We start from the raw sequence: 25,668 nt of genomic DNA on the forward strand, positions 1-25,668 counted from the left end.
ATATAGGTATAGCATGCAGGACCCGCTATTAAACTCTCTTATCTACGTTAGTCGATACTATGGTTTAGCGAATTCACCAGAAGCGCTTATTAATGGCTTGCCACTCTCAGATGGCAAGCTAACCCCATTTCTATTTCCGCGCGCCGCTGAGCGCGCAGGTTTGGTTGCAAAAGAGAATCGCTCATCGTTACTTGAAATCTCGCAATTAGTTCTCCCCGTCGTTCTTATCCTGAAAAATGGGGAAGCGTGTGTTCTCAACAGCATGAACGAAGAGAAAACCGAAGCAGAGATCGTCACTGGCGAATCTGGACTTGTTCCAATTTCAATCAGTATCGAAGAACTCAATGAGCTTTATATTGGTCGCTATTTTCTAGCCAAGAAGCAGTTCCGCTATGACGAGCGCTCTCCCGAAGTTCTCAAGACACGTGAAGGGCATTGGTTTTGGGGAACAATATGGCAATCAAAACGCATTTATCGTGATGTACTCATTGCTTCAATTCTGATCAATCTATTCGCCATTGCGGCACCAATGTTTACTCGTTTGGTCTACGATAAGGTTGTACCAAACCTAGCGTTTGAAACCCTATGGGTACTCGCCAGTGGTATCTTTGTCATCTTCTTGTTTGATCTGACACTCAAGTTAATGCGAAGTTACTTTATTGATGTCGCCGGCAAAAAATCTGACATCCTAATATCATCTAAACTCTTTAGTAAGGTATTAGGCATTCGAATGGAAGCAAGACCAGCTTCGGTTGGCGCGTTTGCTCGCCACCTTCAGGAATTCGAATCTATTCGTGAGTTCTTTACCTCGGCAACTATCGGCTCATTGATTGACCTTCCGTTCGCAATTCTGTTCCTTATCCTAATCTGGTTGATGGCAGGTAACTTGGTGATTGTGCCAATTGTCGGTGTTGTCATTCTGATCATCTACTCATTACTAATACAAGGGCCATTACGCCACACCATTGAAGAGGGTTCGCGTCTAGCTTCTCAGAAATACGCAAACTTAATCGAAAGCCTTTATGGCCTAGAAACAGTTAAATTGTTTGGTGCTCAAAGCCAGTTCCAGTTCCGCTGGGAAGAAGCGGTAGCGCACATGGCAAACTGGAATATCAAGAGCCGCCGCATCACTGACGGTATTCAAAACACCGCAGGTTTTGTTCAACAAGCGTCAAATGTGGGCATGATTATTCTTGGCGTTTACTTGATTTCTGAAGGAGAGCTGACGATGGGTGGCCTGATCGCTGCTACCATGCTCAGCGGTCGTGCTATCGGTCCAATGGTCCAGCTTTCGCTACTGTCAACACGATACAATCAAGCTAAGTCATCGATGACTATTATCGAGCAAGTGATGCAAATGCCAGATGAGCAAGAAGAAGGTAAGCGCTATATTCACCGCCCGATTGTCCATGGCAAAATTGAGCTGGACAAAGTTACCTTCCACTACCCAGACTCTCCAATTGCTTCGGTGCGCGATTTAAGCATTACGATTAATCCAGGCGAAAAGGTCGCTATTATTGGTCGTATTGGTTCAGGTAAAACGACGCTTGAACGCCTGATTATGGGCCTTTATAAGCCAACTGAAGGCCATGTTAGAATCGATGATACTGATATCGACCAACTCCACCATATCGACATTCGCCGTAACATTGGTTGCGTTCCACAAGACAGCCAATTGTTCTATGGCAGTATCCGCGACAACATCACGCTCGGTCGTCCACTAACAGATGACCGTGATGTACTTGATGCCGCGAACCGAGCCGGTGTGACAGTATTCACCCAACAAGACCCAGCAGGCTTAGAGCGTCAAGTTGGTGAAGGCGGTATGTTGCTTTCTGGAGGCCAACGCCAGGCAGTAACCATCGCTCGTGCCCTGTTAGGCCGCCCGCCAGTTCTTTTAATGGACGAACCGACCAGTGCTATGGATAACCGTTCAGAAATGCACATTAAACAACAGCTGGCTCAGTTAAAGCAGAGTGAAACTCTGATTTTAATTACCCATAAAACATCAATGCTTGACGTGGTAGACCGAGTAATTGTCATGGAGAAAGGTTGCGTCATCGCTGATGGACCAAAATCCGACGTACTCAACAACCTTAAGCAGGGTAAAGTGAGAGCGGTAAACTAATCCGCGATTAGCTGCTTGTAAAAAGAAAGCCATTCGAGTTACCTCGAATGGCTTTTTACTATTTAGCTAGAAGAGTAAGGTTATTGGTTAGTCGCGCAACTCGCGACGCCAACTTCTTTCCAAACGCCCCACTCACCTGATTGCGTTGGGTCATCACCTTGTGTCCACCACTTCGCTTCCCAGACTTTGCCAGACCAAGAAACTTGCTCTCCACCGTTATACACAGAGCCTGGTTGCCACAAGTTGTCACACACTTCACCACCAGTAGATGTTTTCGCGACAACAACTACGGTCGACGCAGAAGACTCAGCTTGTCCATCATTGACTGTTACCGTAAAGGCTAACGAAGTGTCTTGAGTGTATTCAGCCGCAACAAAGCTTACTGTCGCGCCATCAACCGTTGCAGTAAGGCCTGCAGGGATGATCCATGTGTAAGTAAGCACATCGTTATCCGCATCAGTTGAACCAGATGCATCAACAACGACCACATCTCCTGCATTTACGTTAGCAGGCGCAGTAACTGAAGCTACTGGCGCTTCATTAACTGGAGGAAGATCTTTAGGGTTAACCGTTACAACCACAGTGTCAGTTGAGGTCGCACCTTCATTGTCAGTCACAGTAATCTTAAAGGTTAGCGTTTCAACTTGAGCAACTTCTGCTACATCAAAGCTTGCCACTGCGCTGTTTGCTGAACTTAGCGTTACTGGAGTGCCAGAAACTTGCGTCCATTGGTAGCTTGCAATTGTGCCATCAGAGTCACTTGAAGCACTACCATCAAGGCTAACGCTCGCAGGGCCAACAACTGTCACATCTGCGCCCGCATTCGCGACTGGATCACGGTTTTGCGGTGGACCACCAGCTAGACCTTCATGCATCGCATTTAGGATATCACCGTTATCAGCATCAATTTCCCAAGAGAATAGACCCGCTAGGCCTAGGTTACGTACATACGCGCCTTTTACTTTAACTGAGCGGTCATCATCAAACGTGATTAGTTGACCCGTTGTCGGGTTCCATACCCAAGGAGCCTCAGCTTGTGCGTCATAGCCGTATTGGAAACCATTGATTCCTTGGATGTTGTCACCCAACATGAACGACTTAATACCCTTATAATCAATAACACCGTCTTCCCACACACCTTGCGCAGTAGAGCCTTTTAGCTTGCCGTTACCAACACCCGTCATAGGATCAGCTGGATCAGATAGTGTTTCTGGCATTACACCTTCCCAACCACGGCCATACATTGCTGCACCAAGAACAAGTTTACTTGCAGGAACACCCTGTGCTAGCAGTAATTGGATACCGTTGTCGGAGGTGTAAGCAGGGCCTTTGTACGCTTCGCCGTTTTCATCAACACCAGTGCCATCACACTGACCAGGACGCATAAAGCTACCACAGTACAATGCAGTTTGGTGACCGACTACATTGTTCCAGCCACCATAAAAATCGTATGTCATAGCAAAGATGTAGTCCATGTACTGAACCGCATCCGCGTAATCAACATCTTCGATCTTATCGTGACCAACACCAATTGCTGAAGTGAGTTCATACGTTCTTCCCGTTGACGCTTCAAGCTCATCAAGCATTGCTCTTAGTTCTTGCATTAGAGCGATGTACGCAGGGCCATCATTTACTGGGTCACCTAGGTTCGCAGCTGCACCGCCACCACCAGGGAATTCCCAGTCAATATCAACACCATCGTAGAACTTCCAAGTCGTTAGGAATCGCTTAACGGACGCGACAAAAGTATCTCGGTTCGCTTTGGTAGTGAAGTCAAAGAAGGGGTCAGAAAGTGTCCAGCCACCAATTGAAGGGATAATTTTCAGGTCAGGGTTACGTTGCTTAAGTGCCATAAGCATCGCGTAGTTACCTTTGATTGGAGAGCTATATTCATGCCCAGCTTGTGGGAAACTCTTTTGAAAAGCAGCCCACGGGTCATGGATCACGACTTCGTAATCTGGCACGCCCTGACACGCGGTCATCAACGCATTGTAGCTATTACCACCAACAGACTTAACCGATTCGTTAGGACCACAGATTGGAATGAAGCCATATAGAATATGAGTTAGGTTATCGGCTGGTAGGTTGTCGACCGTGTACTCACGACCATAGATACCCCACTCAACGAAATACGTACCCACAACGGTATTTGGATCGGTATTGTAGGACTTATTGTTCGGATCGATATTCATGGTCAGTGGTTTTAAATGTGACCCGTCAGTATCCGCTACCGTGACTTCAACCGGAGCACTGGTACTACAACCCGTTGCATCACACGCTTCGATGGTCATTTGGTACAAGCCACCTTGGCCATATTTAAATGTCGCATCCGTTTGGCTACCGCTGATTGGGCCCGTTGCCACTTGTGTGCCATCAAAGTAGATTTTGTAAGTGTCGCCTGTTGTCCCACTCCATTGATTGAACTTAATGGTAATATCAGCTTCTTCATGATACTTCACCATTTGGTTGTAACCAGCGGGTGTTTCCATAGCCAGTTCAATCTTAGAGAACTGCAGATTGTTCGAGCCATATACATCAACACTCGGTGCTGATGGAGCGGCTATCGCTGCGCTTGATACTGCGAGTGCAATACTAGCAGCGCATAAATTCATACGATTCATACCTATTTCTCTCATTCCTTGAATGTTTGCCCTAACGTTGGGGCTAAGTCTGCTTTCGTCGAGCGAAAACATCCCTTTCAGTATTCAAGAGACTTTTTTTTAGATGAAAAAAATAAAAGCTGTTTACGAGGCAAGGTCAAAAATCAGTTTGAGGTTATCAAGGTGTTACATTGCAACTTGAATGTTGAGTCAAAATTTATAAATCCTGACATTGGCAGAATAATTTAAATAAATCTGTCACTTAGATAGGTGGTTTGACTATTTGGAACGGGTATAACAAAATAGAACACTATTACAATCTTGGCGGTAACGGGGTTAGTGAGAACGTGACTTAGATAAATGGCGAAGAACCGGAGGCTCATAGTCAAAGGTTGGCCCTTTTAGCTCATGAACTCGCTCTTTGAGCGTGATAACGACGTATGAAAAATTGATGAAATTTTCCAACTTCTTACATTTGAATATTGCAAACGTACTCTAAGCTAGGCACTCTCTTGGGGTTAAGTGCCTGTTTATTAGGAAACTCAAAATGAAAATTAAAACAACACTACTTGCTATGGCTGCGCTAGGCTTTAGTGGCTTTACTACTGCTGCTGTTACTATTGAAATTCCTGACACTGTTCAAGTGTTAGTTGCAAACGATGCACAGCCAGAGCTTTCTGGCGGATTTTTCTCGGCAACCAAGACTCTTACGCTGCCTGATGGTAAGAACCAAATTCTGTTCACCTACAACCCTTATTTTGACCAGGGTAAAGATCGTATCATCCTCGAGAGCGACCCACTCATTGGTACCTTTACCGCGACTAACAGCGAGTTGGAGTTCGAACTTCCTGAATACCGCAATGAGCACGATGGTTCGAAGAAAATTCGTCACGTAGAGTGGAACCTAAACGACAAAAATGGTCAATCCATTGCTGTTAAACAGGACAAATTAGTCAAAGATGGCATGCAAATCGGCCGTAATCACCAAATAGAGCTTGCGGAGTACAACCGTAAAGGTGGTATCGCTGCCGTTTCCACAGCAGCGGTTGTACCTGTGACCTTGCCTGCTACCCTGCCAGCAGACGGCAAAGCAGCAAACACAACGGCTGAAGAAATGTTGCACTTTTGGTATGACAAAGCGGATGCTGAAACACAAGCGAAGTTCAAAGCTTATATCAACAGTAAGTAATACTGATAGAGCCAGCCTATTCATTACGCTGGCTCTGCTAAATACTCACGACCTGTAGAAATTCGATAACAAATGTCTCGATTGGCCGAGATACAATCAAATACCTGTCTATCTAACTTGCCATTTTCCACTAACTCTTCAAGAATAGTTAAGGTTTTATCAAGCGATAACCCGGCTCGATACGGTCTAGATTGAGTTAAAGCTTGGAATACATCAGTCACCGCAACCAAACGACTGGGCCCGTCAAGCTGCTCAGCAGTCAAACCTAACGGATAACCCGAACCATCTAGACGCTCATGATGATTCGCAGCCCAGTCAATGACTAAAGAGTCTTTAAACATGTTCTCTAACGCATGACGAGAGTCCGTTGCGTGGCGCTTAATACAACAATACTCGTCGTCGGTTAATTGATCGGGCTTGTGTAGGATACTGCTTGGAGTTTTTAACTTGCCAATATCGTGAATAAGCCCAGCGAGATAAAGCATCCGACAAGTTTGAGTAGAATAACCAAGCTTACCGGCCAAAAATTCAGCCAGACGAGCGACATGATTCGAGTGCTGATAAGTAAATGAGCTTTTTGCATCGACAATTTGAGCAAATAGCTCTGCGACACAAATAGATTCCTCAAGCCCTGTGTTAGATCTATGACCAAACGCGTGAACAAATTGCGATGATAAATTTTCGATATGGCGTAGCTCCATAGAGAACCAAAAATCATCACAAGTCAGAAGTTCATTCATCGATTCGACTATTGAGGGTTCGAACATTATTCCCGCGTTAGCAGCTAACTCACCGGTAATAAACTCTTTACTCTCAGAGGTCACGTTACCATACACATCATAGGGTCTGGAGGACTGTAAGTAATCAACCCGGTCAGCTAAAAAGATCAATGCTGAAAGTTGCTTATCCTCATCACTAATATTTGGAATCTCAGCGAGCTGTCGCCAATCCGTATGATGATAAAGAATAGGAATGGCGAACTGACTTAAAGGCTCACACGCTTTAAGTAGTTCATAGCCTTTAATGCAATGGCGCTGAGTCTCTTTGGGGATAAATGAGGTCAGTAAAACATCCAGCTCACTGCTTTCTGATACACCGCAATCGTGTATTAAGCCTAAGGCAAATGCTTTATGCGCTTTCTCTTCACTCCACCCCATTCGTATCGCACAACTGTAGGCGATGTAAGCCACTCGATGACCATGATAGATTTCATCGTAACCTACAGCATCGAGGGCATAGGCGATTTCAAATAGCACGCGATGCATATCAACACGTACGTCTTCCTTGGGAAATTCCATACTCACGTTTTATTGGTATTTAAATAGTTATTATGAATACAAGGGTATACGAAAGAGGTACAAATAGACCATATCTTGTCCGTGGTTATTAACAAAACTGTGACTTACGCAGCGTGCAACATATTTTCCGTGCCAGAAATAAAGCATTTATACAACAATACGTTATGGCTATCACTGTTAGAGTTTGTTAGGTTTAGTGTTTGAAACTGTTGGAGGAAGCAATATGTTCACGGAAAAAATAGACGACGAACTTTCGCTCGCGCTAGTTCAAGAATCATTCGCTCATCAATATGCTTCACTTGTTAGCGATCAAGTTGACTATTTGTCCCAATGGCTCGCATGGCCTAAGCATTGTCAAAGCGAACAAGATTTCCGTCACTTTATTCAGCGCGTATTGCATGAATACGCCGAAGGAAAGTCTATGACCTGTGCAATCATCTATCGGGGAAAAATTGTCGGAAATTGCAGCTTTAATACGCTTAACTACGATACGCTCAATGCAGAAGTAGGCTATTGGCTCTCTCAGAATCACCAAGGTAAAGGCATTGTTACACGTGTCGTCAATCACCTAATCGAAAAAGCCTTCAATGAACTTGGTATGGTAAAAGTACAACTCTGTGCCGCGGTAGATAATCAACCGAGCCGACGCGTTGCCGAGAGAATAGGAATGACTTTAGAGGGCGTTCTGACTAATCAGGAAAAAGTAGGTGGACGGATTCTCGACCATGCTATCTACGGCATCAAGAAAAGCCCTACAAGTGATACGTTCTAGTTGATGCTCAGCACAGTTTTAATTCTCTAACCCATGGCTTCCCATAGCGTTATGCTAGCATTGCGCCGATACAATCATGGAACGAATAACATGCTTTCTGTAGCTAAACTGCTCTTACTCATTATTGCAGTCGGTACTGGCTTCTTTGCCAATGATATTTTGCATTGGTTCAATGCTAAAAACGACAAAATTTCTCTCGATGAATATTGCCTGATTACCACATACGCTTGTACGCAAGACCACAAAACAGTTCAAGCCGATAAGGATACGAGCCAACCATTGGTCCCGACAGTAGTTGAAGTCGATTGGCCAGAAAGTTCAAACGAACAATTGCTCATTTCGTTGCAAGGCTATGAAATGGATATGGGACAGGTTGTCTTCAAGCTGGATAAAAACAGCGATGGTAAATTCTCTGGTCAGGTAATTCTTCCTGTATGCACAACTGAAGCCATGACTTGGTATGGCACAATCACTGATGGCGAAACCGCTTTTAAAACGTCTATAAGGATGGAAAGATGAGTAAAAATTGGTCTCTTATCTTAGTCGCAGCGTTTGCTTTAGGGTTTGGCCTAAAGAGTTACTTAGATCTTCAGAACGAAACCTCTCCAGCTACCGAAGACTCTTCAGTAACCCTATTTGGTGAAAATAACCAAGCCGTATCACTGTTTGATCCTAACGATGAACGGGTGCGTGTCGTTTACTTCGGCTTTACTCGCTGCCCCGATGTTTGTCCAACCTCTTTAGCGATGTTGGCAGGTGCACTGAACCAAATCGATCAGCCCATCAAAGACCAATTTCGTCCTATTTTCATTTCGCTCGACCCTGAGCGAGACGCCGCTGCTGACTCTTACAAATATGCGCAGTATTTTCATCCCATGATTGAGGGACTCTCTGCACCATTGGATGTTACTACGCCATTAGCTCACAAGTACGGTGTTATCTTCCGTAAAACCGAATTAGAAAACTCGGAGTTAAAATACACGCTCGACCATAGTTCGTATTTTTACTTCCTAAAACCAGATGGCACATTAATAACCAAAGTGCCACATACTTTGACTCCAGCCCCACTGGTTGAAGCCTTTAAAACTATTACTTCAAAAGGTTAGTTAAAATGAAACTAAAAGCCCTAATTTTAGCCTCACTTGCATTGAGCCCTCTCGCACAAGCGAAGATGGATATCATGGCGCACCACGCCTATGCTCGCGCGACGCCACCGAATGCGGCAACAAGCGCTGTTTTTGCTGAGATAATGAACCGTGGTGAGAATACTCGTTATATTGTGTCAGCATCAACAGAAGCCGCAGGCAAAGTCGAACTGCATGATGTGCTTAAAGAAGGCGATGTGATGAAAATGCGCCAAATCGAACGTATCGAAGTCCCTGCCAAGGGTAGTGTCGAGCTCAAACCAGGTAGTCTACACATCATGCTATTTAATCTTAAAAAGCCACTGGTCGAAGGCGAAAAAATTGATGTACAGATCACTTTTGCTAATGGTCAAAAGCAGACGTTTTCCGCACCAATCAAGAAAGTAATGAGCGGAATGAAGCATCATCACTAAAAATTAAAAGGAGGTGGGCAAATGCTCACCTCTTTTGCTATTATTGCTACGCAAACCAATCTCAATAACTTAGGAGGATACGATGATTGTATTAAAAACCCACCCGGCAAACACGGTGAAGAAACGTTAGAGCTAACGAGTACTTATAGCCCTTTCCTACTCCTTCCCTTCTATTTGCCCGGTGTAATCAAACCGGGGTCAAAAGACCCTAAAAGATTTTCTGCAGCCTAACTGCAAACTTGGGGCAACCATGCATACTAATACACAAATGCCTATGTCGCTTTCGACACTTGGCTGGAATAACCTATTCCAACAACAACTCACATTAGACGACCTAGAGAACGCTCATACAATCGCCAGAGTGACGGAACATCACAGAAGCGTTTATAAGCTCCTTAGCGAGCAAGGTGAGATACAGCTTGATATTCATAAGTCTTTACCCTCAATGACCGTTGGTGACTGGGTAATACTCGACTCTAATCAACGCTTTGGCCGCCTACTTGAAAGGCAGTCCCTTTTTCATCGAAAAGCCGCTGGCAGCAAAGTTCACGAACAACTGATTGCCGCCAATGTGACAACGTTATTTATCGTTTGTTCGTTGAATGAGGACTTTAACCTGAGTCGAATTGAGCGCTATCTGGCTATCGCACATGAAGCTAAGGTAGAACCGGTTATCGTTTTAACTAAAGCGGACTTAACCGACAACGAAAATGAGCTTCGCGAGCAAGTTCAGGCACTTGACTCATTGCTAATGGTAGAAAGCCTAAACGCCTTAGATAAAAATGAGTGTCAACGACTCGCAGCCTGGTGCAGCGCTGGAAAAACAGTCGCCTTTATGGGCTCATCAGGCGTCGGCAAGTCAACTCTAGTCAATAGCTTATTAGATCAAGATGCTCAAATGACTGGCGGTATACGTGAAGATGACAGTAAAGGTCGACATACTACGACAAGCCGCTCACTGCACTTCTTGCCTAGTGGCGGTGTACTGATTGATACCCCTGGAATGAGAGAATTGCAACTCATTGATTGTGCAGATGGAGTGTCAGAAACCTTCTCCGATGTTGAAGCATTCGCTTCACAGTGCCGTTTCTCGGACTGCCAACATCAAGATGAGCCAAAATGTCGAGTACGTGAAGCTATCGAATCAGGAGAACTCGAAGAGCGCCGCCTGACCAACTACCTTAAGCTGCAACGTGAACAACAACGCAATACGGCGACACTTGCCGAGCAGCGAGCCTCTTATAAACAGCTGACTAAGTTTTATAAAAGAGTGCAAGAAGAAAGCCGCTCTCATAAGAAGGGCAAAGAATACTAATCATATTCTGCATCATTAAAAAGGGGCCTTGAGCCCCTTTTTATTTACATCAAGAACAACCACAAGAAAACATAATTACAACATAAAAACAACAACAAGCGTTATGCAGCAACCTTTAATGCTAAATTTCAAATAATTCTAGACACATAATTTCAGGGCGATAGTATACCCCCTTCAGTTTTCAATAACTGAAATGACTACAAATCTATAAAACAATTCATTGTAGGGATAACTATGCAACACAACTCACTTATTGCACGCTTTGCTCGTGGCAATCTGGTTTTGCAAATCCTAGCGGGCATCTTATTAGGTGTTGGTCTAGCGATTGTCTCACCAGAGCACGCTAAAAGTGTGGGTTTACTTGGAAGCCTCTTTGTAGGTGCGCTTAAAGCCGTCGCTCCTATTCTTGTCTTTATTCTGGTCGCTGCATCAATCGCTAACCAGAAAAAGAACCAGCATACCTATATGCGCCCTATCGTCGTACTTTACCTTTTTGGTACGCTTGCCGCTGCTTTAACCGCGGTAGTACTTAGCTTCCTTTTCCCGACGACACTGACGCTGGTATCTGGTGCAGAAGGCGCAACTCCACCTCAAGGTATTGCGGAAGTTCTAAACACATTACTATTCAAGCTTGTCGATAACCCAGTAAACGCTCTTATGAGTGCTAACTACATCGGTATTCTTGCGTGGGCAATCGGCCTTGGTCTTGCTCTTCATCACGCCTCAGGTACAACGAAAGCCGTTTTCGAAGACTTGAGCCACGGCGTATCTCAGATCGTACGCTTTATTATTCGTTTAGCACCGTTTGGTATCTTTGGTTTAGTATCAGCAACGCTCGCGACTACAGGTTTTGATGCACTTGCAGGCTACGCTCAGCTTCTAGCAGTACTGCTTAGCGCAATGGCGATTATTGCTCTAGTCGTTAACCCGATTATCGTATTCGTTAAAACGGGCGAGAACCCTTACCCACTCGTTCTTCAGTGTATTCGTGAAAGTGGCGTGACCGCTTTCTTCACTCGCTCAAGTGCAGCAAACATTCCAGTCAATATGGCTTTGTGTGAGAAACTGAAGCTAGACGAAGATACCTACTCGGTATCGATTCCTCTAGGTGCAACCATCAACATGGCAGGTGCAGCGATCACGATCACTACACTAACTCTTGCTGCTGTGCACACTATGGGTATTGAAGTCGATCTTTTGACTGCACTTCTATTGAGTGTAGTGGCAGCGGTATCAGCTTGTGGTGCATCTGGCGTTGCAGGTGGTTCACTACTGCTTATCCCTCTTGCGTGTGGCTTGTTCGGTATTCCAAATGAGATTGCAATGCAGGTGGTTGCGGTAGGTTTCATCATTGGTGTGGTTCAAGACTCTGCAGAAACAGCACTAAACAGCTCAACAGACGTTGTGTTTACTGCTGCGGTATGTAAAGCGAAGCAAAAGCAAGCAGCAAAATAGCATCTTGCCGAATTCAAATAAAAAAGGCCTAGTATTTCTACTAGGCCTTGTTATTTTTTGGCTATTTATTCATTGTATAACAGCACTCTAAGTCGTAGTCTTCGCCACTTTTCGCCGTATACGCCTTGGTTTCGGTACACGCCTTAGGCTTACCTTTTTCGTCGCCTCTTACCACGCTAATCCAGTGACGCATTGCTGAAATTTCTGAGCTCTCTTGCGGAAACATGGTGCATGTTTCAAGTTGGATATCATCAATCTCAATCAGCTCAACGCAACCAGTCCCCTTATTGCGACCAAACGTCAATTCTACGTGGCTACCAGTTCCATCTCGAAACAAGATAGACGTTGGTTCTTCTTTCTCCCCACTGTAAGCAACAAATTGTTTATTACTCTTTAAGCCGCTATGGGTACCATCTTTGAAGTAAGCAACAAAGTGACGGTAATCCACCATGTAAGCCGTTACTTCTTGGTGAGAGCCATTCTCTAGCGGGAACATGCGGTCAAGCAGTTGTTTCGCTTTCATTTGTTTTTCTGAAGATTGCTTCGAGTTCGTTTTTTCAACCGCGAAGACTGCTTCAGCGATAAATGGTTTGTCTTGTTTTTGGATTTCTGTTTTATCGATAGTAAGCATGTTCATAGTGTTTCCCTCGCGGACTGTTATTTCAAAGTAATGGCACATCTTTATGTCCTAGAGCAAAGTTTTCAAACTTGATTAAGGTTGTTTTAAGTTTTGTGACTTTGCTTACTTTCTATACTAGTGAATTTTTTACTACAATTTCACAACAAAAATTTTACAGTGTGAATTTTACAAAATGCCAGTGTCAAAAAGCTTAATTCGTCAGTCCCATTTTTTAGGGACAAAGATTAGAAACCTTAGGAAGCGCAATCACTTAACTATGGAAGACCTTTCTGCACGCTGCATTAGAGTCAACCCAGAGTACGCGCCGTCCGTTTCTTACCTATCCATGATTGAACGGGGAAAACGAGTTCCAAGTATCGATATGCTGGAAGTGATTGCTGAAGTATTTCAAAAAGATCCGGCTTGGTTCTTAGACGATGAACCAGAGCAAGCTGATATCACGCCAGACAAAGGTAATCGAGGCGGGATCAGTGGCATGGCGCTGGAACCAAGTTTCCTGTTCTCCAATGACATCCTACAAATTGCCATTCCTGAGATGCTCTCTCAAACTGGTATTACCGGGCGACAGTTTGCTCATCTATTAATTCGAGCTCATCAAGAGAGTAACCAAAACCACTTTCCTGATCTTGAACGCGCCGCTGAAGAAGTCGGACTCAAACGGCTCAACCTATCTGCTGAAGATTTGATGGATATCGCTCGTAGTCTCGGTTTAACGATTCGTTGGATTTCTCGTCCGCCAAAAGATGTTGTCGATGAACTTGGGGTCAGCGCGAAACAAGTCGTAACTTCGTTCTTTGAGCCTCCTGGCACTATCTATTTAAATGAAATCCTCAAGAATTACCCGACTCGCTTAAAATACGACCTTGCGGTATATATCGGTCATTGTGTCCTGCACAGTAAAGAGGGTCTAAAGAGCGTCCTTTCGGTGGGCCACGCCAACAGTTGGGAGGAGCATGACCAAACGTCACCGACTTCAGACCTTAACTCTCAAGATATTTTGCAAGCATGGCGAGACTTTGAATCGAGCTTTTTCGCAGGCGCATTGTTATGCCCTAAAGTTCCCTTTAGACAGCTCCTTGACCGGAGTGGCTATGAAATTGATGTCCACCTAAAAGCAGGAGTCTCTCCTTCTGTTGCTATGCGTCGGATGACCGTGGTATCCCCTTACCCGCATTGGCACTACTTTGATGCGTATGGACAGAACAAGCTCAAAGCAGTATACCGAGGAAATGGCATCCCTCTTCCATGGGGAAACATGCGTAAAGTGAATGACCCATGCCAGCACTGGGCTGTATTCCGTCGTCTTTCAGAGCCTCAACAAGGTAGCTCTGCACAAATATCCATTCTTAATGTAGGCGACGAGCCAAGAATCTATTGCTGTGAATCCGTCAACATGACCGATCCCGCGGGCAACAATCGAGTATTATGTGCCGGTATTGATTTGAACCCAGCTATTGATGCTCAAGGAGGAAATTCCCTTGAACTGGCAGAAGAGCTCAAATCACTCTGCGTGGGTAATGGGGGTAGCGCTGCTATTCCTCGTCATATTCAGAAGGAATTTACTACTATCGCAAAGATCCTAAACATTAACTGGATCGAACGCGGAATTCAGACAGACGCGAGAGTGATCTGCTCTAGAGGAGCGGTATGTCCAAGAAAGCCAAGTTGTTACAACGGATGTGAAGAAGAGGCAAGCCCGATTATTCTCAGCTAACCATTTTCATGGCGCTAAAAAGAAAAAAAGCCAATCACAATATGTGTGATTGGCTATATATAAGTGTGAACAAATAAGGTTCACTAACAACGTCAGTTGGCTAGGTGACCCTCGGCTTAAGAAGGGTCAATATACATAAAGCAGAATGCGTGCCAACTTTTAAAATTCACTTCCAGCTTTGTTTTTGGTGCTTTTTTAATCCATTTCATAAAAACAATGCGCATAATAAATTTTCATTTTGCAAATCGAAGCAATTTAAAAAATGAAACATTTGCAAAACGCAAATTAAATACTTTCCCCTAGTTCAATCTCATAACCTAGATCAATCGTTGCAGGCCAATCAACCCCGCCTTTCAGGCGCTGGATAAGTTGCTCAGCGGCTACTCGGCCAATCTCTTCACGTGGTGTAATCACTGTAGCAAGTTTAGGAATCATGGTCTGGCTGATATCATGACCATGAAAACCCGCAATGGCTATTTGTTCAGGGACTTTGATACCACGACGTTGACACTCATACACTGCACCAATGGCTAAATCATCATTGGTACAAACTATGCCATCCACATTTGGGTACTGTTCCACCAACTGAGCAAGAAGTTTTGCTCCGAGCGTAAACGACGAAGCTTCTTCCGTTTGTAGGCTCACCGGCGTATTGCCCGCACTATTCATTGCTTGATGATAACCATCCATCTTTAAACGAGTACGCTCATCCATTCTAGCTGCGAAATAGGCAATATTGTTACGCCCTTTCGCAATGATCGCTTCTGTCATCGCTTTAGACGCGTCTGCATTGTCGAATCCAACCGCCTGTTCAATCTTATTTGAGTAACTGTCCATGATCTCTACAACAGGTATCGAAGCGGTTTGCAGCATTTTACGAGCTTTCTCGGTATGAACATTTTCCGACAAAATGATTGCATCAACATTGTACGAAAGCAGTGAGGCAATACTTTTTTCTTCCAGTTCTGCGCTGTAGCCATAGTGCGCAATCATGGTTTGATAGCCAGCGGGTGTGGTCACCGACTCAATACCTCGAATCACCTCAGCAAAAACTTGGTTGGTTAACGAGGGAACAAGCACACCGATCGCATTGGATTTTGCGTTAGACAGTATGTCTGGCGCTCGATTAGGGATATAGCCCAGATCTTCAACCGCTTGGTTGATTTTATCTTTGAGTGATTCAGAGACTTGAGAAGGATCGCGCAAGCAACGGCTTACAGTCATTTTTGTCACGCCGACTCGGTCAGCGATGTCTTGTAATGTGGGTCTTTTTTTCTTATTGGCCATGACGGAGTCTATAAACTTCTTACTTATGTTACTGGTAACATGATACCTATGAGTAAATTGTTTTTTATTGCTACAGGTAACAAAAAAGCGCTCACATTGCTGTGAACGCTTTATTTTTATACGCTGATTTGAGTTCTTTCGCCAGCGCTCCACGTTATGTGGTACTTGTTGGCCTCTTCCTCATCAATGCGAGAATAGCTGTGAGCACCAAAGTAATCTCGCTGTGCTTGCAGCAAGTTTGCCGGTAGCACTTCACATCGGAGAGAGTCGAAATAACTAAGTGCAGAGCTTATCGCTGGCATCGGAACACCAGTAAGCGCCGAGTTTGCCACGGTCGCCCGCCAACCAAATGAGCGGTTATGCACTTCTTCCACGAAACGTTGAGCAAACAGCAAGTTTTCGAGGTGAGGGGCAACTTGGTAAGCCGCTGTAATGTCTTGTAAGAAAACAGCCCTAATAATACAGCCCGCACGCCAAATCTTAGCGATATGGGCAAAATCTAACTCCCACTGCTCTTTTTCCGACATGGTTTTCATCAAATCAAAACCTTGGGCATAAACAGATAGCTTGGCGCAATATAATGCTTCATGCAGTTCGGCAATGGTCGCTTGTTTGTTTATACCACTGCTTGGTTGAACATGCGTTTTGAGTTGCGAAGCGCCCATAACACGGGTGCTTTTTTGACTGCTTTGTGCTCTTGCAAATACGGCTTGAGCAATCGTTGGGGCTGGCGCACCTTGTTGTAAGCTGTTGACCGCGGTCCACAACCCTGTTCCTTTCTGGCCCGCTTTATCAAGAACTACTTCAACGAACGGTTTTGATGTAATCGGGTCTGAGGTTTGCAAGATCTCAGCGCTAATCTCCATCAAGTAGCTGTTTAGAACCCCTTGGTTCCATTTCTCAAATACTTGGCCAATCTCTTGCGCTGACATACCTAGTACTTCAGACATGAAGTGGTAAACCTCACATATGAGCTGCATGTCTGCATACTCAATACCATTGTGGACCATTTTTACGTAATGGCCGGCACCGGCAGGACCTAGATAGGCTGCGCACGGTTCACCTTGTTCAAATTGACCAACCGGTAAACCTTTGTTATCCACCTTTGCAGCAATCGCTTCCCACATTGGTTGCACGTAGTTCCAGGCTTGTCGGTCACCACTGGCCATTAATGCCGGGCCAGTACGAGCACCTACTTCACCACCAGAAACGGCCGTTGAGAAAAAGCGCAATTTGCCTTGGTATTTCTGTTCGCGTGCCTCAGTATCTGTCCACAAGCTGTTTCCGGTATCAATCACAATATCATCTTGCTCGAGACCTACTTCAAGCAAATCATCGATCACTGACTCTACAATCGCTCCCGCCGGAACAGATAGGGCTATCACACGTGGTTTGCACAACGAGTCAAGTACTTGGCTTAGGTTGGTAGCTTTAACAAACTGCCCCTTAGCTGCCTGCTTGGTAAGCACTCCTGCTTCTTGCTCAGCGCCGTCACGGTGAGTATCACTTATGTCGAATCCAGTTACGTTAAACCCTTGGTCTAAGAGGTTAAGTGCGAGGCTTTTTCCCATCACACCTAAGCCAATCATTGCGATGTTAGATGTGCTCATGATGCTTTTCCCTCTTTTTCCTTAATGGCATTTAACGCATCTCTAATCACGGTTTTCACATCCTGTGAGATATCGATAAATAGAGCTTCACTTTGGCTTGGCTCGACTAACGCATCAAATTGGCTTTGCAGCATTACTTCACCATTGAAGTAGTGATTTTCTCGCGCTTTATGACGATTCCAGATGGTGTCAAAGTCGCCTTGAAGGTAGACAATCACAAGCTCTTCGTTATTGCGACGCAAAATGTCTCGATAAGCAGGTTTCAACGCTGAGCAAGCGATCACGGCACTATCATTCTCGGTATACACTTTATTCAACGTTTCTAGCCAACCAATACGATCGTCATCGGTAAGTGGTATACCTTGGGCCATCTTCTCCACGTTAGTTTGTGGGTGGTAATCATCCCCATCGTGAAATGGATAATTTAGAGCGTTAGCAATCTCACTACCAATCAAACTCTTACCGCAGCCTGATACGCCCATAACTAAGATTTTTTTCGCTTTCATTGGACAATACTATCCTTAGCCTCCAACTCTCACTGGAGGCTGTCACTATAATTTTTTCGGTGTTTCAAGTTATTTGATGTGGTGGGCTATTTCCACCACATTGCTAGCTCAGGGAACGCAATCACAAGACCAAGAACCAGAACTTGAAGTCCGATAAATGGCAATAGTGATGTGAAGATTTCACCGAGCGTAATGTCTTTTGGCGCTACCGACTTCAAGTAGAAAGCGGCCGGACCAAATGGTGGTGATAAGAACGACACCTGCATGTTAAGACAGAACACCACACCAAACCAGACTGGGTCGTAACCAAGGCTAATGATGATAGGTACGAAGATTGGCATCGTAAGTAATGCCACACCTACCCAGTCAAGGAACATACCTAGTACCAGTAGAATCGCCATCATGATTAGTAGCGTTGCCAATGCGCTACCGCCACTTAGACCCAGAATCACTTCTTCTACAAAGTCGATACCACCCATCAAGTTGTAGATACCAACCAATGCACTTGCACCGATACCGATCCACATGATCATGCCACAGGTACGCATCGTTGCGATGGCACTCTCTTTAAGCATGTTGAAGTTAAGTTCGCCACGAATCGCCGCAGAGATCATGATGCCCACAACACCTAAAGCTGATGCTTCTGTTACCGAAGCGACACCCGTGTAGATACTGCCCAGAACCGTTGCCACAGAAAGTAGCGGGAAGAACAGCGCTTTGAAGTAGCTTGGCTGATTGGCCATGTCTTCAGCCATCTCTTCATCGCTTGGCAGAGGTGCTAGAGATGGGTTGAGTTTACAACGAATCAATACATAACCGATGTAGCAGCCTGCAAGAATAAACGCTGGCAGGAATGACGCTTTAAACAAATCGCCAATGGATACGCTCGCCGTCATACCATAGATAATCAGTACGATGGACGGGGGCAGCATAGTACCTAATGCGCCACCCGCACAAGTCGTACCGATCGCTAACTTACGGTCATAGCCAAGGCGAAGCATTTGCGGAAGCGCCAGAATACCCAGTAATACCGTTTCACCGCCGATTACTCCCGACATTGATGCCAACAGTACCGCAACAAGCAGCGTTTGAACCGCAACACCACCACGTACACGGCGACCAACAGACTTCATTGCGTCAAACAAGTCTCTTGCGATACCTGATCGGTCAAGCAATGCAGCCATCAATACAAACATTGGTACAGCGAGGAAAACATAACCTGATGCAAAACTGTAAGTACGACTCGCAATGAGAGGAAGCGCATCTGGGCCAAACCAAAACAGCGTGAAAAAGATAGCCACGAAACCTGTTACGAAAGCAAGCTGCATACCGGTGAGTAACAAGCCAATCATCATAACTAACATGAGGATGCTACCCCATGCGATGCCAATAGAAGATAAATCAAACATCGTCTTTCTTCCCTAAACCTGCAATCTCTTGGATGAGGTGCAACACAAACTGGACAACAAGAACACAAAGACAAACAAAGATGATGCCTTTCAGCAGAGCTGGGTACGGTGCATTTAGAACCGAACCAGAGGTTTCAAGACGTAGCTCTCCCCAAGGAGTAAACCAAGACTCTTGAACCATTAAATAAGAGGCGTAAGCCAACATACCCGCAAATGCGAGGCCAACCACATGGTGGACAAGGTTGAGATATTTTCGAGTTTGAGAAGAAACTGAATCGTAAATTAGAACAACTCGAACGTGTTTATTCGCAGCGAATGCGTAAATACCACCCACAATGAACAACGATCCACCAACAAACGAGGCGGTTTCATGTACCCAAGTCGTTGGCGCGTCGAATACATAACGCATCACGACTTCGTAAAAGGAAATAAGCACCGTAAAGATGAACAACCCACTTAATAGATTACTGATTTTAATAATGGCTCTATCAAGGATGTTTCTTGGCTGTTCTTCTTGCTCTGGTGGTGTGTGGGGAGAGTTATCAGTCATAATCGGGCAATCCTGAAAAAACAGGAGGGCTCTCGCCCTCCACAGAGAAGCTAATCAAGAGCGAATAGCTTAAAGAAGACCATTCGTCTCTAAGAAGGTTGTCACAGAGTCATAAACTTTCTGTGCGTTAGGAGAGCGCTCCGCAAACACCTTCCATTGACCTTTAGCAATCTCACGGAACTTCTTACGCTCTTCTTGAGACCAGTCATGAATCGTGATTTCTGGGTTAGCTTGCGCCTCTTTTACTGCCGCTTGGTCAGCCATTTTGAGCTGAGTTGTCATGTCGTAAGAGAAGTCACGCACTGACGTTTGCAGAATCGTTTGTAGATCCGCTGGCATTTTGTCCCACTTTTTCTGTGAGATTGAAATATCAATCAGAGGTAATGAGTGGAAGCCTGGTTGAACAGGGTGCGTTGCGATGTCGTTCATGCCCGCTTTTTGGTTAGTTGAGAACACGGTGTAATCCGCAGCATCAATAACACCTTTGCTTAGGCCAGTAAATACTTCTGAACCAGGTAGGTTAACCGGCGTAGCACCTGCCGCCGCGAACACTTGTTGAACTAGGCCTTCTGGGGCGCGCAGCTTAAGACCTTTTAGATCGTCCACGCCATCAATTGGCTTTTTAGAAATGAATGATTCAACGCCAGTCGTCGATGCGCCAACAAACTTCACACCGTAAGGTGCGTACAGCTCTGTCATTAACTCGTTACCACCGCCATAGTTCATGTATTGCAGCAATTGAGTGGTGTCTGACCACGCGCCAACCATGTTACCGATTAGGCCAAACGCTGGATCTTTACCTGAAAAGTAACCCGTCGCGGTTACTTGACCATCTAGGATACCCATTTTGATAGCGCCAAGTGTTTCGGTGTGCTTAACCACAGCGCCCACTGGCAGAAGGTCGATATCAATACGACCGTTAGACATACTCTCTACACGTTCTGCCCAGTTTTGCTGCACCTTAAAGTTCAAGTCACCTGACGGGTCTGATGATTGAATCTTAAGAGTAAAATCTGCAGCTAGTGCTGACATCGAGAATAGACCGGTAATAGAGGCAGCAAGTAGAGTTTTAGTCATTGCTTTCATAGTAGGGGTTTCCTTTATTCGTTTCAGTTGTCCAATCTAGCCGTAATGACTTTTGGTTACTTACCGGTTGTAATTTTTATGTTACCGGTAACGTTGAACACCATGTTACCGGTAACAAATCACTTTTGACTATGACAATTGTCACATTTATTATTTACTACCTCTAAATAACTAGCAGACTTAATTGAAAGTGTGAGCAGGAACACATGGCTAGACGCAAACGATAAAATAACGGCATATCAAGCCCTATCGCTTGCGAAACACCCAAATAGGACCGATAAGCAAAAATTGGAGATCTTCAAAAAATGAAGGCTTTTTCCCTTCTATTTTGTGACCGATAAACTGGAACAGCCACAAAACGGCAAAAAGCGTTAATGAAAAAAGGAAGATAGATATCTGCATCAGTTCTATCGACCAAACTAAGGCGATACAGGCGAGAGTAAACCCCAACATCATCAGAAAGACACTCAATGAAAGCCTAAAATAAAACACCATGACTGGAAACGCAGCGACCCAAACCCAGTTGAGAGAAAGCCCAAATAGCTCAATCGAGGGAATGGACCAAATCAGGCCAACTACTGATAAAAAGATACCCGGTACGGCCACCTTGTGGATTTTTTGATTGGTAGGGTTTTGATGACTTTCTCCATATTCACAAAGCCACTGAGTTAGATCTTTCATACGCACTCACTCTTGCAACCATTACTTTAGTTCTATAGCACGGGTTACATTAACTTGCCGTTTAAGAGCGCTATTTTGTGTGGTCTTTTAAACTTTGACGTCGCTTCTCTTCATACATGCGGATGTCAGCAAGCTTGAGGAGCTCGCCCACATCTGTTAACTCTGGCTTGTATAAAGCGTATCCGACGCTGACTTGAATATTGATAAGATTGTGCTCAAAGATAACCGGAGTGTGGCAAACCGCTTTTTGCAGTTCAATGTTAATAACATCGACATCTTCAACTCGATCGATTCTCGGTAATAGAATCAAGAATTCGTCCCCACCCATGCGAGCCACAAGGTCTGACGCCCTGAGCACACTTTTGAGTCGTTCAGCCGTCGCAATTAACACTTTATCACCAGCAGCATGTCCATAGGTGTCATTGATACGTTTGAACTTATCTATATCAATGTTAAGAATCGCAAATTTATCCTTATGTGGGTTTTTCAAGGCTGCATCAAAGTGCTCACTTAAGGTATACATAAAGTAACGTCTATTCGGCAAGCGCGTTAATTCATCATGTAAAGAGCGTTGATTCGCTTGAGCATATAGACGGTAAGTCATCGCAAAAGCAATGATAAGTGTAATGAGCATTGGATAGCCAAGCAGTCTAACCGCGTGCGCTCGGTACCAAGGACTGTTGGATAAAAGATCCCCTTTGGTCGATGCAGCAATCGCCCAACTGCCATAAGGAAAGTGCACCACTTCGACAGCAAACGCTTCATCAAAGGTTTGCTGCAATCCATAGAATACCTCGCCATCAACTCCTGTACTGTCGAACCCTCGCATCGCAAGAGCATACTTGTGTTCGAATGCAGAAACACCGACATCTAAAAACAGTGAGTCCAAAGAAATAACAACGCTACACACCCCCCAATACTTTGTGTTGTATGGAGGGTCCGTAAAAATTGGCACTCTGGCGATTAAGCCCCTTCCACCTTGAACAAGGTTGACGGGACCAGAAATAAAAATCTCTTGTACTTCCTGCGCCTTTTTTACGCTACGCCACTGGCTTGGAATGGTCCGATAATCCAACCCTACCGCTTTTTCATTCCCTTCAAAAGGATAGATAAATTGGATGACATCATCTGGAGCGAGCCCAATAACATGTACGTGCCGGCTTTTACGTAGAATACTAGATGCAATCAAATCCCAACCAGAGAACTCAAACTCAGGGTTAGCCGCAACCAAAGTGGCAAGACTATTGGACACGTAAATATCAGCGACAATCGCAGCTTCAAGCTCAGAGCGAACAATAGACAACTCCTCTTTTGCTCGCGCCAATAAACTATCTCTCAGAAAGGACTTCTGACTGCGGTCTAAAGACTCAATGAGCCCTATAGAGAATACAAAGATGGTCAAAAACAAAGCACCAATGTAATAATGCTTGTCTCGATGATATGTCATCTATCCCCCAGAAATGGTCGCGTAATGATACTGATTCACACCATTACTTGCTCAATTACGCTAAAATGACGATGATTGTTATTTTTATCAGTTATATAAAACGTACATTAAATTGTCGTACTTTTCACCGATAATAGATAAATTTATTGATAAGAAAGTGCAATATTGCTGCTCTCCACGCCCAGACTACTTGCGCAAGAGTTCTCCAATCTCTGCCACTAACCTACAACTGTCAGTTATCGGTAAGTCCTAACTCATTGCTCACAATTGAATAAGAAAATTCTGATACTGTTAATGGATAGATGGGTAAATTGCCATATGAGGATGAAAACATGCGTGGAAAGTTTGTCGCACTTTGCTTAGGGCTAGCAATCAGCCAAACCACCTTTGCATCAACGCCACCTGAGAGTTTTACTGCTTCTGCTGATATCATTCGCCATACATACGAAACTCAGCTCTATACTCTTCCAGCATTTAAAGAAGGCCACTATGGGCTGAGAATGTATAGACAGACGCTTGACCCGAAATATTCAGCGGCCGTTTGGAGTGATATGGCGCGCGTCGCAAGTAAACTCAATAAATTCGCTGCAGAGGTACATACCCCAGAGCAAATCCTCCTCTATTCTGAAAAACGCGTGTCCAGCTACAGCGACGATACCGACGAGCGCAGTGTGAGACGCTATACCGTCACAAAACACATGCCCGAATACCTTTATCTTGGCGTTGACCTGCTCGGTTCTATGGCTAGAGCCAACGAATATGGCCTTAAGCATAAAGAAGATCAAAAGCTTCGCCAGGTCATCCGCCGTTACGATTTTGAGAAGTACGCGACCGATCCTGAAATGATTCGCGCGTGGGCAGCACAACTTGCCAATCAAGTATTCTGGTTACGACAACTCGATGAACAGGACGTAGTTAAGCCGTTTATCGAAGCTTTTCGCAAAGCTTATCCTGATAGCGAAGACAAAAAACTCTCTAAGCAGCAATACGGCAATAAACTTTACGGTTTAACCCATATTATTTTCGCCGATTCCGAATACTATCAGCACCAAGTCGATGAGAAAGAATACCAATGGATCTACGACTATCTCCGCAGCAACATTGACACCATCTTACTCAGAGCAAAAGAAGATGTTGTCGCTGAAGTTGGTATTACCTTTTTACTGGCCGGGCTTGAAAATGACCCCGTGGTAGAAAAGACGCGCCAAGCGATTCAAAAGTCGATCGACAAAGATAAAGGAATGATCCCTTCTGTGACGGGTGACTTTGATGTTGCCTATGGTGAACATCGAAATGTATTGGCGATAATGCTGCTTGATTGGCAGAGCGTCAATGAGGCGCCGACGATTAAAGCCAACCCAAAAGTCTTCTCCAGCCTTCCTTATGGGCTCATCGCTCAATAAGTTATTCCACAGCAAAGCCTCACTCCCTTGTGGGGCTTTGCTATTTTTTACGCGGCTTTGGCGTTAAAACGACGGCGGCAGATCGGAAACAGAACAACAAACATGTTAGCAGCTAGAATTAACAACAACCCCACCGACTGAGTGACACTGTAACTTACATCAAAATATATCTGCTGCCATAACGCGGTAAATAGCACATTGGTAAATACTAGCGGCGCTAACTGAGTGCCCGAATTGGCTAAACGATAGGCCTTTGCACGAAATACCTGGGTGTTAATAATCAACACTGAGACGACAATTAGCAGTGCCGCCAGCCCTTCCCAAGGCACAACACTCACATCAACAAGACTATCTAAACTAACATAGCTGTAACCAACAAACGGCAATAGCACCAAACCGGCAAATAGAAATGTCCAGTAGTTAATCTCTAATGCAGATAGGCTCGATTTACTGATTCGATATAAGCTAAGCTGCGAACCCGCATTCAATAAACCTGACGCCAGTCCAACGAGCAATTCGGGGCGAACTGATATATCCGCTACATCTCCGGCAAGCAAGGTCACCCCAAAGAACGTAACCACCAGCGAGCCAACTGATAGCCATTGTAGTGGTGTTTTATATATAAGCCGTTCTAACACTGGAATAAACAGTGGACCTGTACCAAACAGGACAATACTTTCCACTAAGCTTAAATGTAAAAGCGAATAGATAAAGCAAAGCTGGCAACCTGCAATACATATTGCTCTCAGCCAAATAGTGCGAGCGAGTCTGCCCCTTGGCATCATCATCGATTGTCGCGTAATCAGTAAAATGATCACTGCAGGCACGACAAACCTGAGAAATCCCAGTGTTGCGAGATCAACATATTGACTCAAAAATTTGGAAAGCAGCCCGGTTAATGACAGACTGAACGTTGACGCTAACATAAATAAAAACGGGTACAACTGAATTGACATACATCCCCCCTTACACCGACTAGTTTAGAAACAAGGGGGAGAAATAAAAACTGAGTTAATTTGA

General features: G+C 44.7%; 23 protein-coding genes. 11 read left to right on the forward strand and 12 right to left on the reverse strand.

Annotation, left to right across the window (positions count from 1 at the left end):
* Positions 1–13 precede the first annotated feature (13 nt).
* The gene (locus tag VIA_RS08045) at positions 14–2,128 is read left to right on the forward strand and encodes a type I secretion system permease/ATPase (protein ID WP_004412320.1); all 2,115 of its coding nucleotides are present in this window, start codon (positions 14–16) and stop codon (positions 2,126–2,128) included.
* 80 nt (positions 2,129–2,208) lie between these two features.
* On the opposite strand, the gene VIA_RS08050 is transcribed toward VIA_RS08045, so the two are convergent.
* A complete protein-coding gene (locus tag VIA_RS08050) occupies positions 2,209–4,749 on the reverse strand; it encodes a glycosyl hydrolase family 18 protein (protein WP_004416101.1) in 2,541 nt (846 codons plus the stop codon).
* A 526-nt stretch (positions 4,750–5,275) separates the two neighbouring features.
* Here VIA_RS08050 and VIA_RS08055 point away from each other — a divergent pair.
* Positions 5,276–5,917, forward strand: coding sequence for a DUF2057 family protein (locus VIA_RS08055; protein ID WP_004412322.1), 642 nt, complete (start codon positions 5,276–5,278; stop codon positions 5,915–5,917).
* Positions 5,918–5,940: 23 nt separating this feature from the next.
* On the opposite strand, the gene VIA_RS08060 is transcribed toward VIA_RS08055, so the two are convergent.
* On the reverse strand, positions 5,941–7,215 hold the full coding sequence (locus VIA_RS08060; protein ID WP_004412323.1) for an HD-GYP domain-containing protein: 1,275 nt from the start codon (positions 7,213–7,215) through the stop codon (positions 5,941–5,943).
* 223 nt (positions 7,216–7,438) lie between these two features.
* Between VIA_RS08060 and VIA_RS08065 the strand changes: the two genes are divergently transcribed.
* From VIA_RS08065 to sstT, 7 genes are all read left to right on the forward strand, one after another.
* Entirely contained in the window at positions 7,439–7,987 is a 549-nt protein-coding gene (locus VIA_RS08065) for a GNAT family N-acetyltransferase (protein ID WP_004412324.1), read from the forward strand.
* Between the two features lie 90 nt (positions 7,988–8,077).
* A complete protein-coding gene (locus VIA_RS08070) occupies positions 8,078–8,506 on the forward strand; it encodes a hypothetical protein (RefSeq protein ID WP_004412325.1) in 429 nt (142 codons plus the stop codon).
* The gene (locus VIA_RS08075) at positions 8,503–9,093 is read left to right on the forward strand and encodes an SCO family protein (RefSeq protein WP_004412326.1); all 591 of its coding nucleotides are present in this window, start codon (positions 8,503–8,505) and stop codon (positions 9,091–9,093) included. Before VIA_RS08070 ends, VIA_RS08075 begins: the two co-directional genes overlap by 4 nt.
* A gap of 5 nt (positions 9,094–9,098) precedes the next feature.
* Positions 9,099–9,545 (forward strand): copper chaperone PCu(A)C, encoded by a 447-nt coding sequence (locus VIA_RS08080; RefSeq protein ID WP_004412327.1) that lies wholly within the window; start codon positions 9,099–9,101, stop codon positions 9,543–9,545.
* Between the two features lie 21 nt (positions 9,546–9,566).
* Entirely contained in the window at positions 9,567–9,776 is a 210-nt protein-coding gene (locus tag VIA_RS08085; RefSeq protein ID WP_004416092.1) for a hypothetical protein, read from the forward strand.
* Between the two features lie 19 nt (positions 9,777–9,795).
* Positions 9,796–10,860 (forward strand): ribosome small subunit-dependent GTPase A, encoded by a 1,065-nt coding sequence (rsgA, locus tag VIA_RS08090; RefSeq protein ID WP_004412328.1) that lies wholly within the window; start codon positions 9,796–9,798, stop codon positions 10,858–10,860.
* Positions 10,861–11,094: 234 nt separating this feature from the next.
* Entirely contained in the window at positions 11,095–12,315 is a 1,221-nt protein-coding gene (sstT, locus tag VIA_RS08095; RefSeq protein WP_004412329.1) for a serine/threonine transporter SstT, read from the forward strand.
* Between the two features lie 61 nt (positions 12,316–12,376).
* On the opposite strand, the gene VIA_RS08100 is transcribed toward sstT, so the two are convergent.
* The gene (locus VIA_RS08100) at positions 12,377–12,952 is read right to left on the reverse strand and encodes an aldolase/citrate lyase/malate synthase family protein (RefSeq protein WP_004412330.1); all 576 of its coding nucleotides are present in this window, start codon (positions 12,950–12,952) and stop codon (positions 12,377–12,379) included.
* 175 nt (positions 12,953–13,127) lie between these two features.
* Between VIA_RS08100 and VIA_RS08105 the strand changes: the two genes are divergently transcribed.
* The gene (locus VIA_RS08105) at positions 13,128–14,669 is read left to right on the forward strand and encodes a DUF3612 domain-containing protein (RefSeq protein ID WP_038210719.1); all 1,542 of its coding nucleotides are present in this window, start codon (positions 13,128–13,130) and stop codon (positions 14,667–14,669) included.
* Between the two features lie 285 nt (positions 14,670–14,954).
* On the opposite strand, the gene gntR is transcribed toward VIA_RS08105, so the two are convergent.
* From gntR to VIA_RS08145, 8 genes are all read right to left on the reverse strand, one after another.
* On the reverse strand, positions 14,955–15,956 hold the full coding sequence (gene gntR / locus VIA_RS08110; protein WP_004412332.1) for a gluconate operon transcriptional repressor GntR: 1,002 nt from the start codon (positions 15,954–15,956) through the stop codon (positions 14,955–14,957).
* A gap of 116 nt (positions 15,957–16,072) precedes the next feature.
* Positions 16,073–17,566 carry an NADP-dependent phosphogluconate dehydrogenase gene (gene gndA, locus VIA_RS08115; protein ID WP_004412333.1) on the reverse strand — a complete coding sequence of 498 codons (1,494 nt, stop codon included), beginning with the start codon at positions 17,564–17,566 and terminating at the stop codon, positions 16,073–16,075.
* Positions 17,563–18,072, reverse strand: coding sequence for a gluconokinase (locus tag VIA_RS08120; RefSeq protein ID WP_004412334.1), 510 nt, complete (start codon positions 18,070–18,072; stop codon positions 17,563–17,565). The genes gndA and VIA_RS08120 overlap by 4 nt, the downstream gene beginning before the upstream one ends.
* Positions 18,073–18,158: 86 nt before the next feature.
* On the reverse strand, positions 18,159–19,481 hold the full coding sequence (locus VIA_RS08125) for a TRAP transporter large permease (protein WP_004412335.1): 1,323 nt from the start codon (positions 19,479–19,481) through the stop codon (positions 18,159–18,161).
* Positions 19,474–20,031: a TRAP transporter small permease subunit gene (locus tag VIA_RS08130; protein WP_004412336.1), complete on the reverse strand. Its 558-nt coding sequence runs from the start codon at positions 20,029–20,031 to the stop codon at positions 19,474–19,476. Before VIA_RS08130 ends, VIA_RS08125 begins: the two co-directional genes overlap by 8 nt.
* Before the next feature lie 69 nt (positions 20,032–20,100).
* On the reverse strand, positions 20,101–21,117 hold the full coding sequence (locus VIA_RS08135) for a TRAP transporter substrate-binding protein (RefSeq protein ID WP_004412337.1): 1,017 nt from the start codon (positions 21,115–21,117) through the stop codon (positions 20,101–20,103).
* Between the two features lie 246 nt (positions 21,118–21,363).
* Positions 21,364–21,798 (reverse strand): Mpo1 family 2-hydroxy fatty acid dioxygenase, encoded by a 435-nt coding sequence (locus VIA_RS08140; RefSeq protein WP_004412338.1) that lies wholly within the window; start codon positions 21,796–21,798, stop codon positions 21,364–21,366.
* 70 nt (positions 21,799–21,868) lie between these two features.
* The gene (locus VIA_RS08145) at positions 21,869–23,245 is read right to left on the reverse strand and encodes a diguanylate cyclase (RefSeq protein WP_004412339.1); all 1,377 of its coding nucleotides are present in this window, start codon (positions 23,243–23,245) and stop codon (positions 21,869–21,871) included.
* Between the two features lie 332 nt (positions 23,246–23,577).
* Here VIA_RS08145 and VIA_RS08150 point away from each other — a divergent pair, with 332 nt between their 5' ends.
* A complete protein-coding gene (locus tag VIA_RS08150) occupies positions 23,578–24,648 on the forward strand; it encodes a DUF3541 domain-containing protein (RefSeq protein ID WP_004412340.1) in 1,071 nt (356 codons plus the stop codon).
* A 47-nt stretch (positions 24,649–24,695) separates the two neighbouring features.
* On the opposite strand, the gene VIA_RS08155 is transcribed toward VIA_RS08150, so the two are convergent.
* On the reverse strand, positions 24,696–25,604 hold the full coding sequence (locus VIA_RS08155; protein ID WP_004412341.1) for a DMT family transporter: 909 nt from the start codon (positions 25,602–25,604) through the stop codon (positions 24,696–24,698).
* Positions 25,605–25,668: the final 64 nt, after the last annotated feature.

The sequence above is a fragment of the Vibrio orientalis CIP 102891 = ATCC 33934 genome, assembly GCF_000176235.1.
GTDB lineage: Bacteria > Pseudomonadota > Gammaproteobacteria > Enterobacterales > Vibrionaceae > Vibrio > Vibrio orientalis.

Bases quoted from the DNA above. Each gene is read 5' to 3' on its own strand.
- VIA_RS08045 (WP_004412320.1), top strand. From the start codon at position 14: ATGCAGGACCCGCTATTAAACTCTCTTATCTACGTTAGTCGATACTAT.
- rsgA (WP_004412328.1), top strand. From the start codon at position 9,796: ATGCATACTAATACACAAATGCCTATGTCGCTTTCGACACTTGGCTGG.
- VIA_RS08060 (WP_004412323.1), bottom strand. From the start codon at position 7,215: ATGGAATTTCCCAAGGAAGACGTACGTGTTGATATGCATCGCGTGCTA.
- VIA_RS08145 (WP_004412339.1), bottom strand. From the start codon at position 23,245: ATGACATATCATCGAGACAAGCATTATTACATTGGTGCTTTGTTTTTG.
- VIA_RS08065 (WP_004412324.1), top strand. From the start codon at position 7,439: ATGTTCACGGAAAAAATAGACGACGAACTTTCGCTCGCGCTAGTTCAA.
- VIA_RS08125 (WP_004412335.1), bottom strand. From the start codon at position 19,481: ATGTTTGATTTATCTTCTATTGGCATCGCATGGGGTAGCATCCTCATG.
- VIA_RS08075 (WP_004412326.1), top strand. From the start codon at position 8,503: ATGAGTAAAAATTGGTCTCTTATCTTAGTCGCAGCGTTTGCTTTAGGG.
- VIA_RS08070 (WP_004412325.1), top strand. From the start codon at position 8,078: ATGCTTTCTGTAGCTAAACTGCTCTTACTCATTATTGCAGTCGGTACT.
- VIA_RS08155 (WP_004412341.1), bottom strand. From the start codon at position 25,604: ATGTCAATTCAGTTGTACCCGTTTTTATTTATGTTAGCGTCAACGTTC.
- VIA_RS08100 (WP_004412330.1), bottom strand. From the start codon at position 12,952: ATGAACATGCTTACTATCGATAAAACAGAAATCCAAAAACAAGACAAA.
- VIA_RS08080 (WP_004412327.1), top strand. From the start codon at position 9,099: ATGAAACTAAAAGCCCTAATTTTAGCCTCACTTGCATTGAGCCCTCTC.
- VIA_RS08055 (WP_004412322.1), top strand. From the start codon at position 5,276: ATGAAAATTAAAACAACACTACTTGCTATGGCTGCGCTAGGCTTTAGT.
- gntR (WP_004412332.1), bottom strand. From the start codon at position 15,956: ATGGCCAATAAGAAAAAAAGACCCACATTACAAGACATCGCTGACCGA.
- gndA (WP_004412333.1), bottom strand. From the start codon at position 17,566: ATGAGCACATCTAACATCGCAATGATTGGCTTAGGTGTGATGGGAAAA.
- VIA_RS08130 (WP_004412336.1), bottom strand. From the start codon at position 20,031: ATGACTGATAACTCTCCCCACACACCACCAGAGCAAGAAGAACAGCCA.
- sstT (WP_004412329.1), top strand. From the start codon at position 11,095: ATGCAACACAACTCACTTATTGCACGCTTTGCTCGTGGCAATCTGGTT.
- VIA_RS08050 (WP_004416101.1), bottom strand. From the start codon at position 4,749: ATGAATCGTATGAATTTATGCGCTGCTAGTATTGCACTCGCAGTATCA.
- VIA_RS08150 (WP_004412340.1), top strand. From the start codon at position 23,578: ATGCGTGGAAAGTTTGTCGCACTTTGCTTAGGGCTAGCAATCAGCCAA.
- VIA_RS08140 (WP_004412338.1), bottom strand. From the start codon at position 21,798: ATGAAAGATCTAACTCAGTGGCTTTGTGAATATGGAGAAAGTCATCAA.
- VIA_RS08135 (WP_004412337.1), bottom strand. From the start codon at position 21,117: ATGAAAGCAATGACTAAAACTCTACTTGCTGCCTCTATTACCGGTCTA.
- VIA_RS08085 (WP_004416092.1), top strand. From the start codon at position 9,567: ATGCTCACCTCTTTTGCTATTATTGCTACGCAAACCAATCTCAATAAC.
- VIA_RS08105 (WP_038210719.1), top strand. From the start codon at position 13,128: ATGCCAGTGTCAAAAAGCTTAATTCGTCAGTCCCATTTTTTAGGGACA.
- VIA_RS08120 (WP_004412334.1), bottom strand. From the start codon at position 18,072: ATGAAAGCGAAAAAAATCTTAGTTATGGGCGTATCAGGCTGCGGTAAG.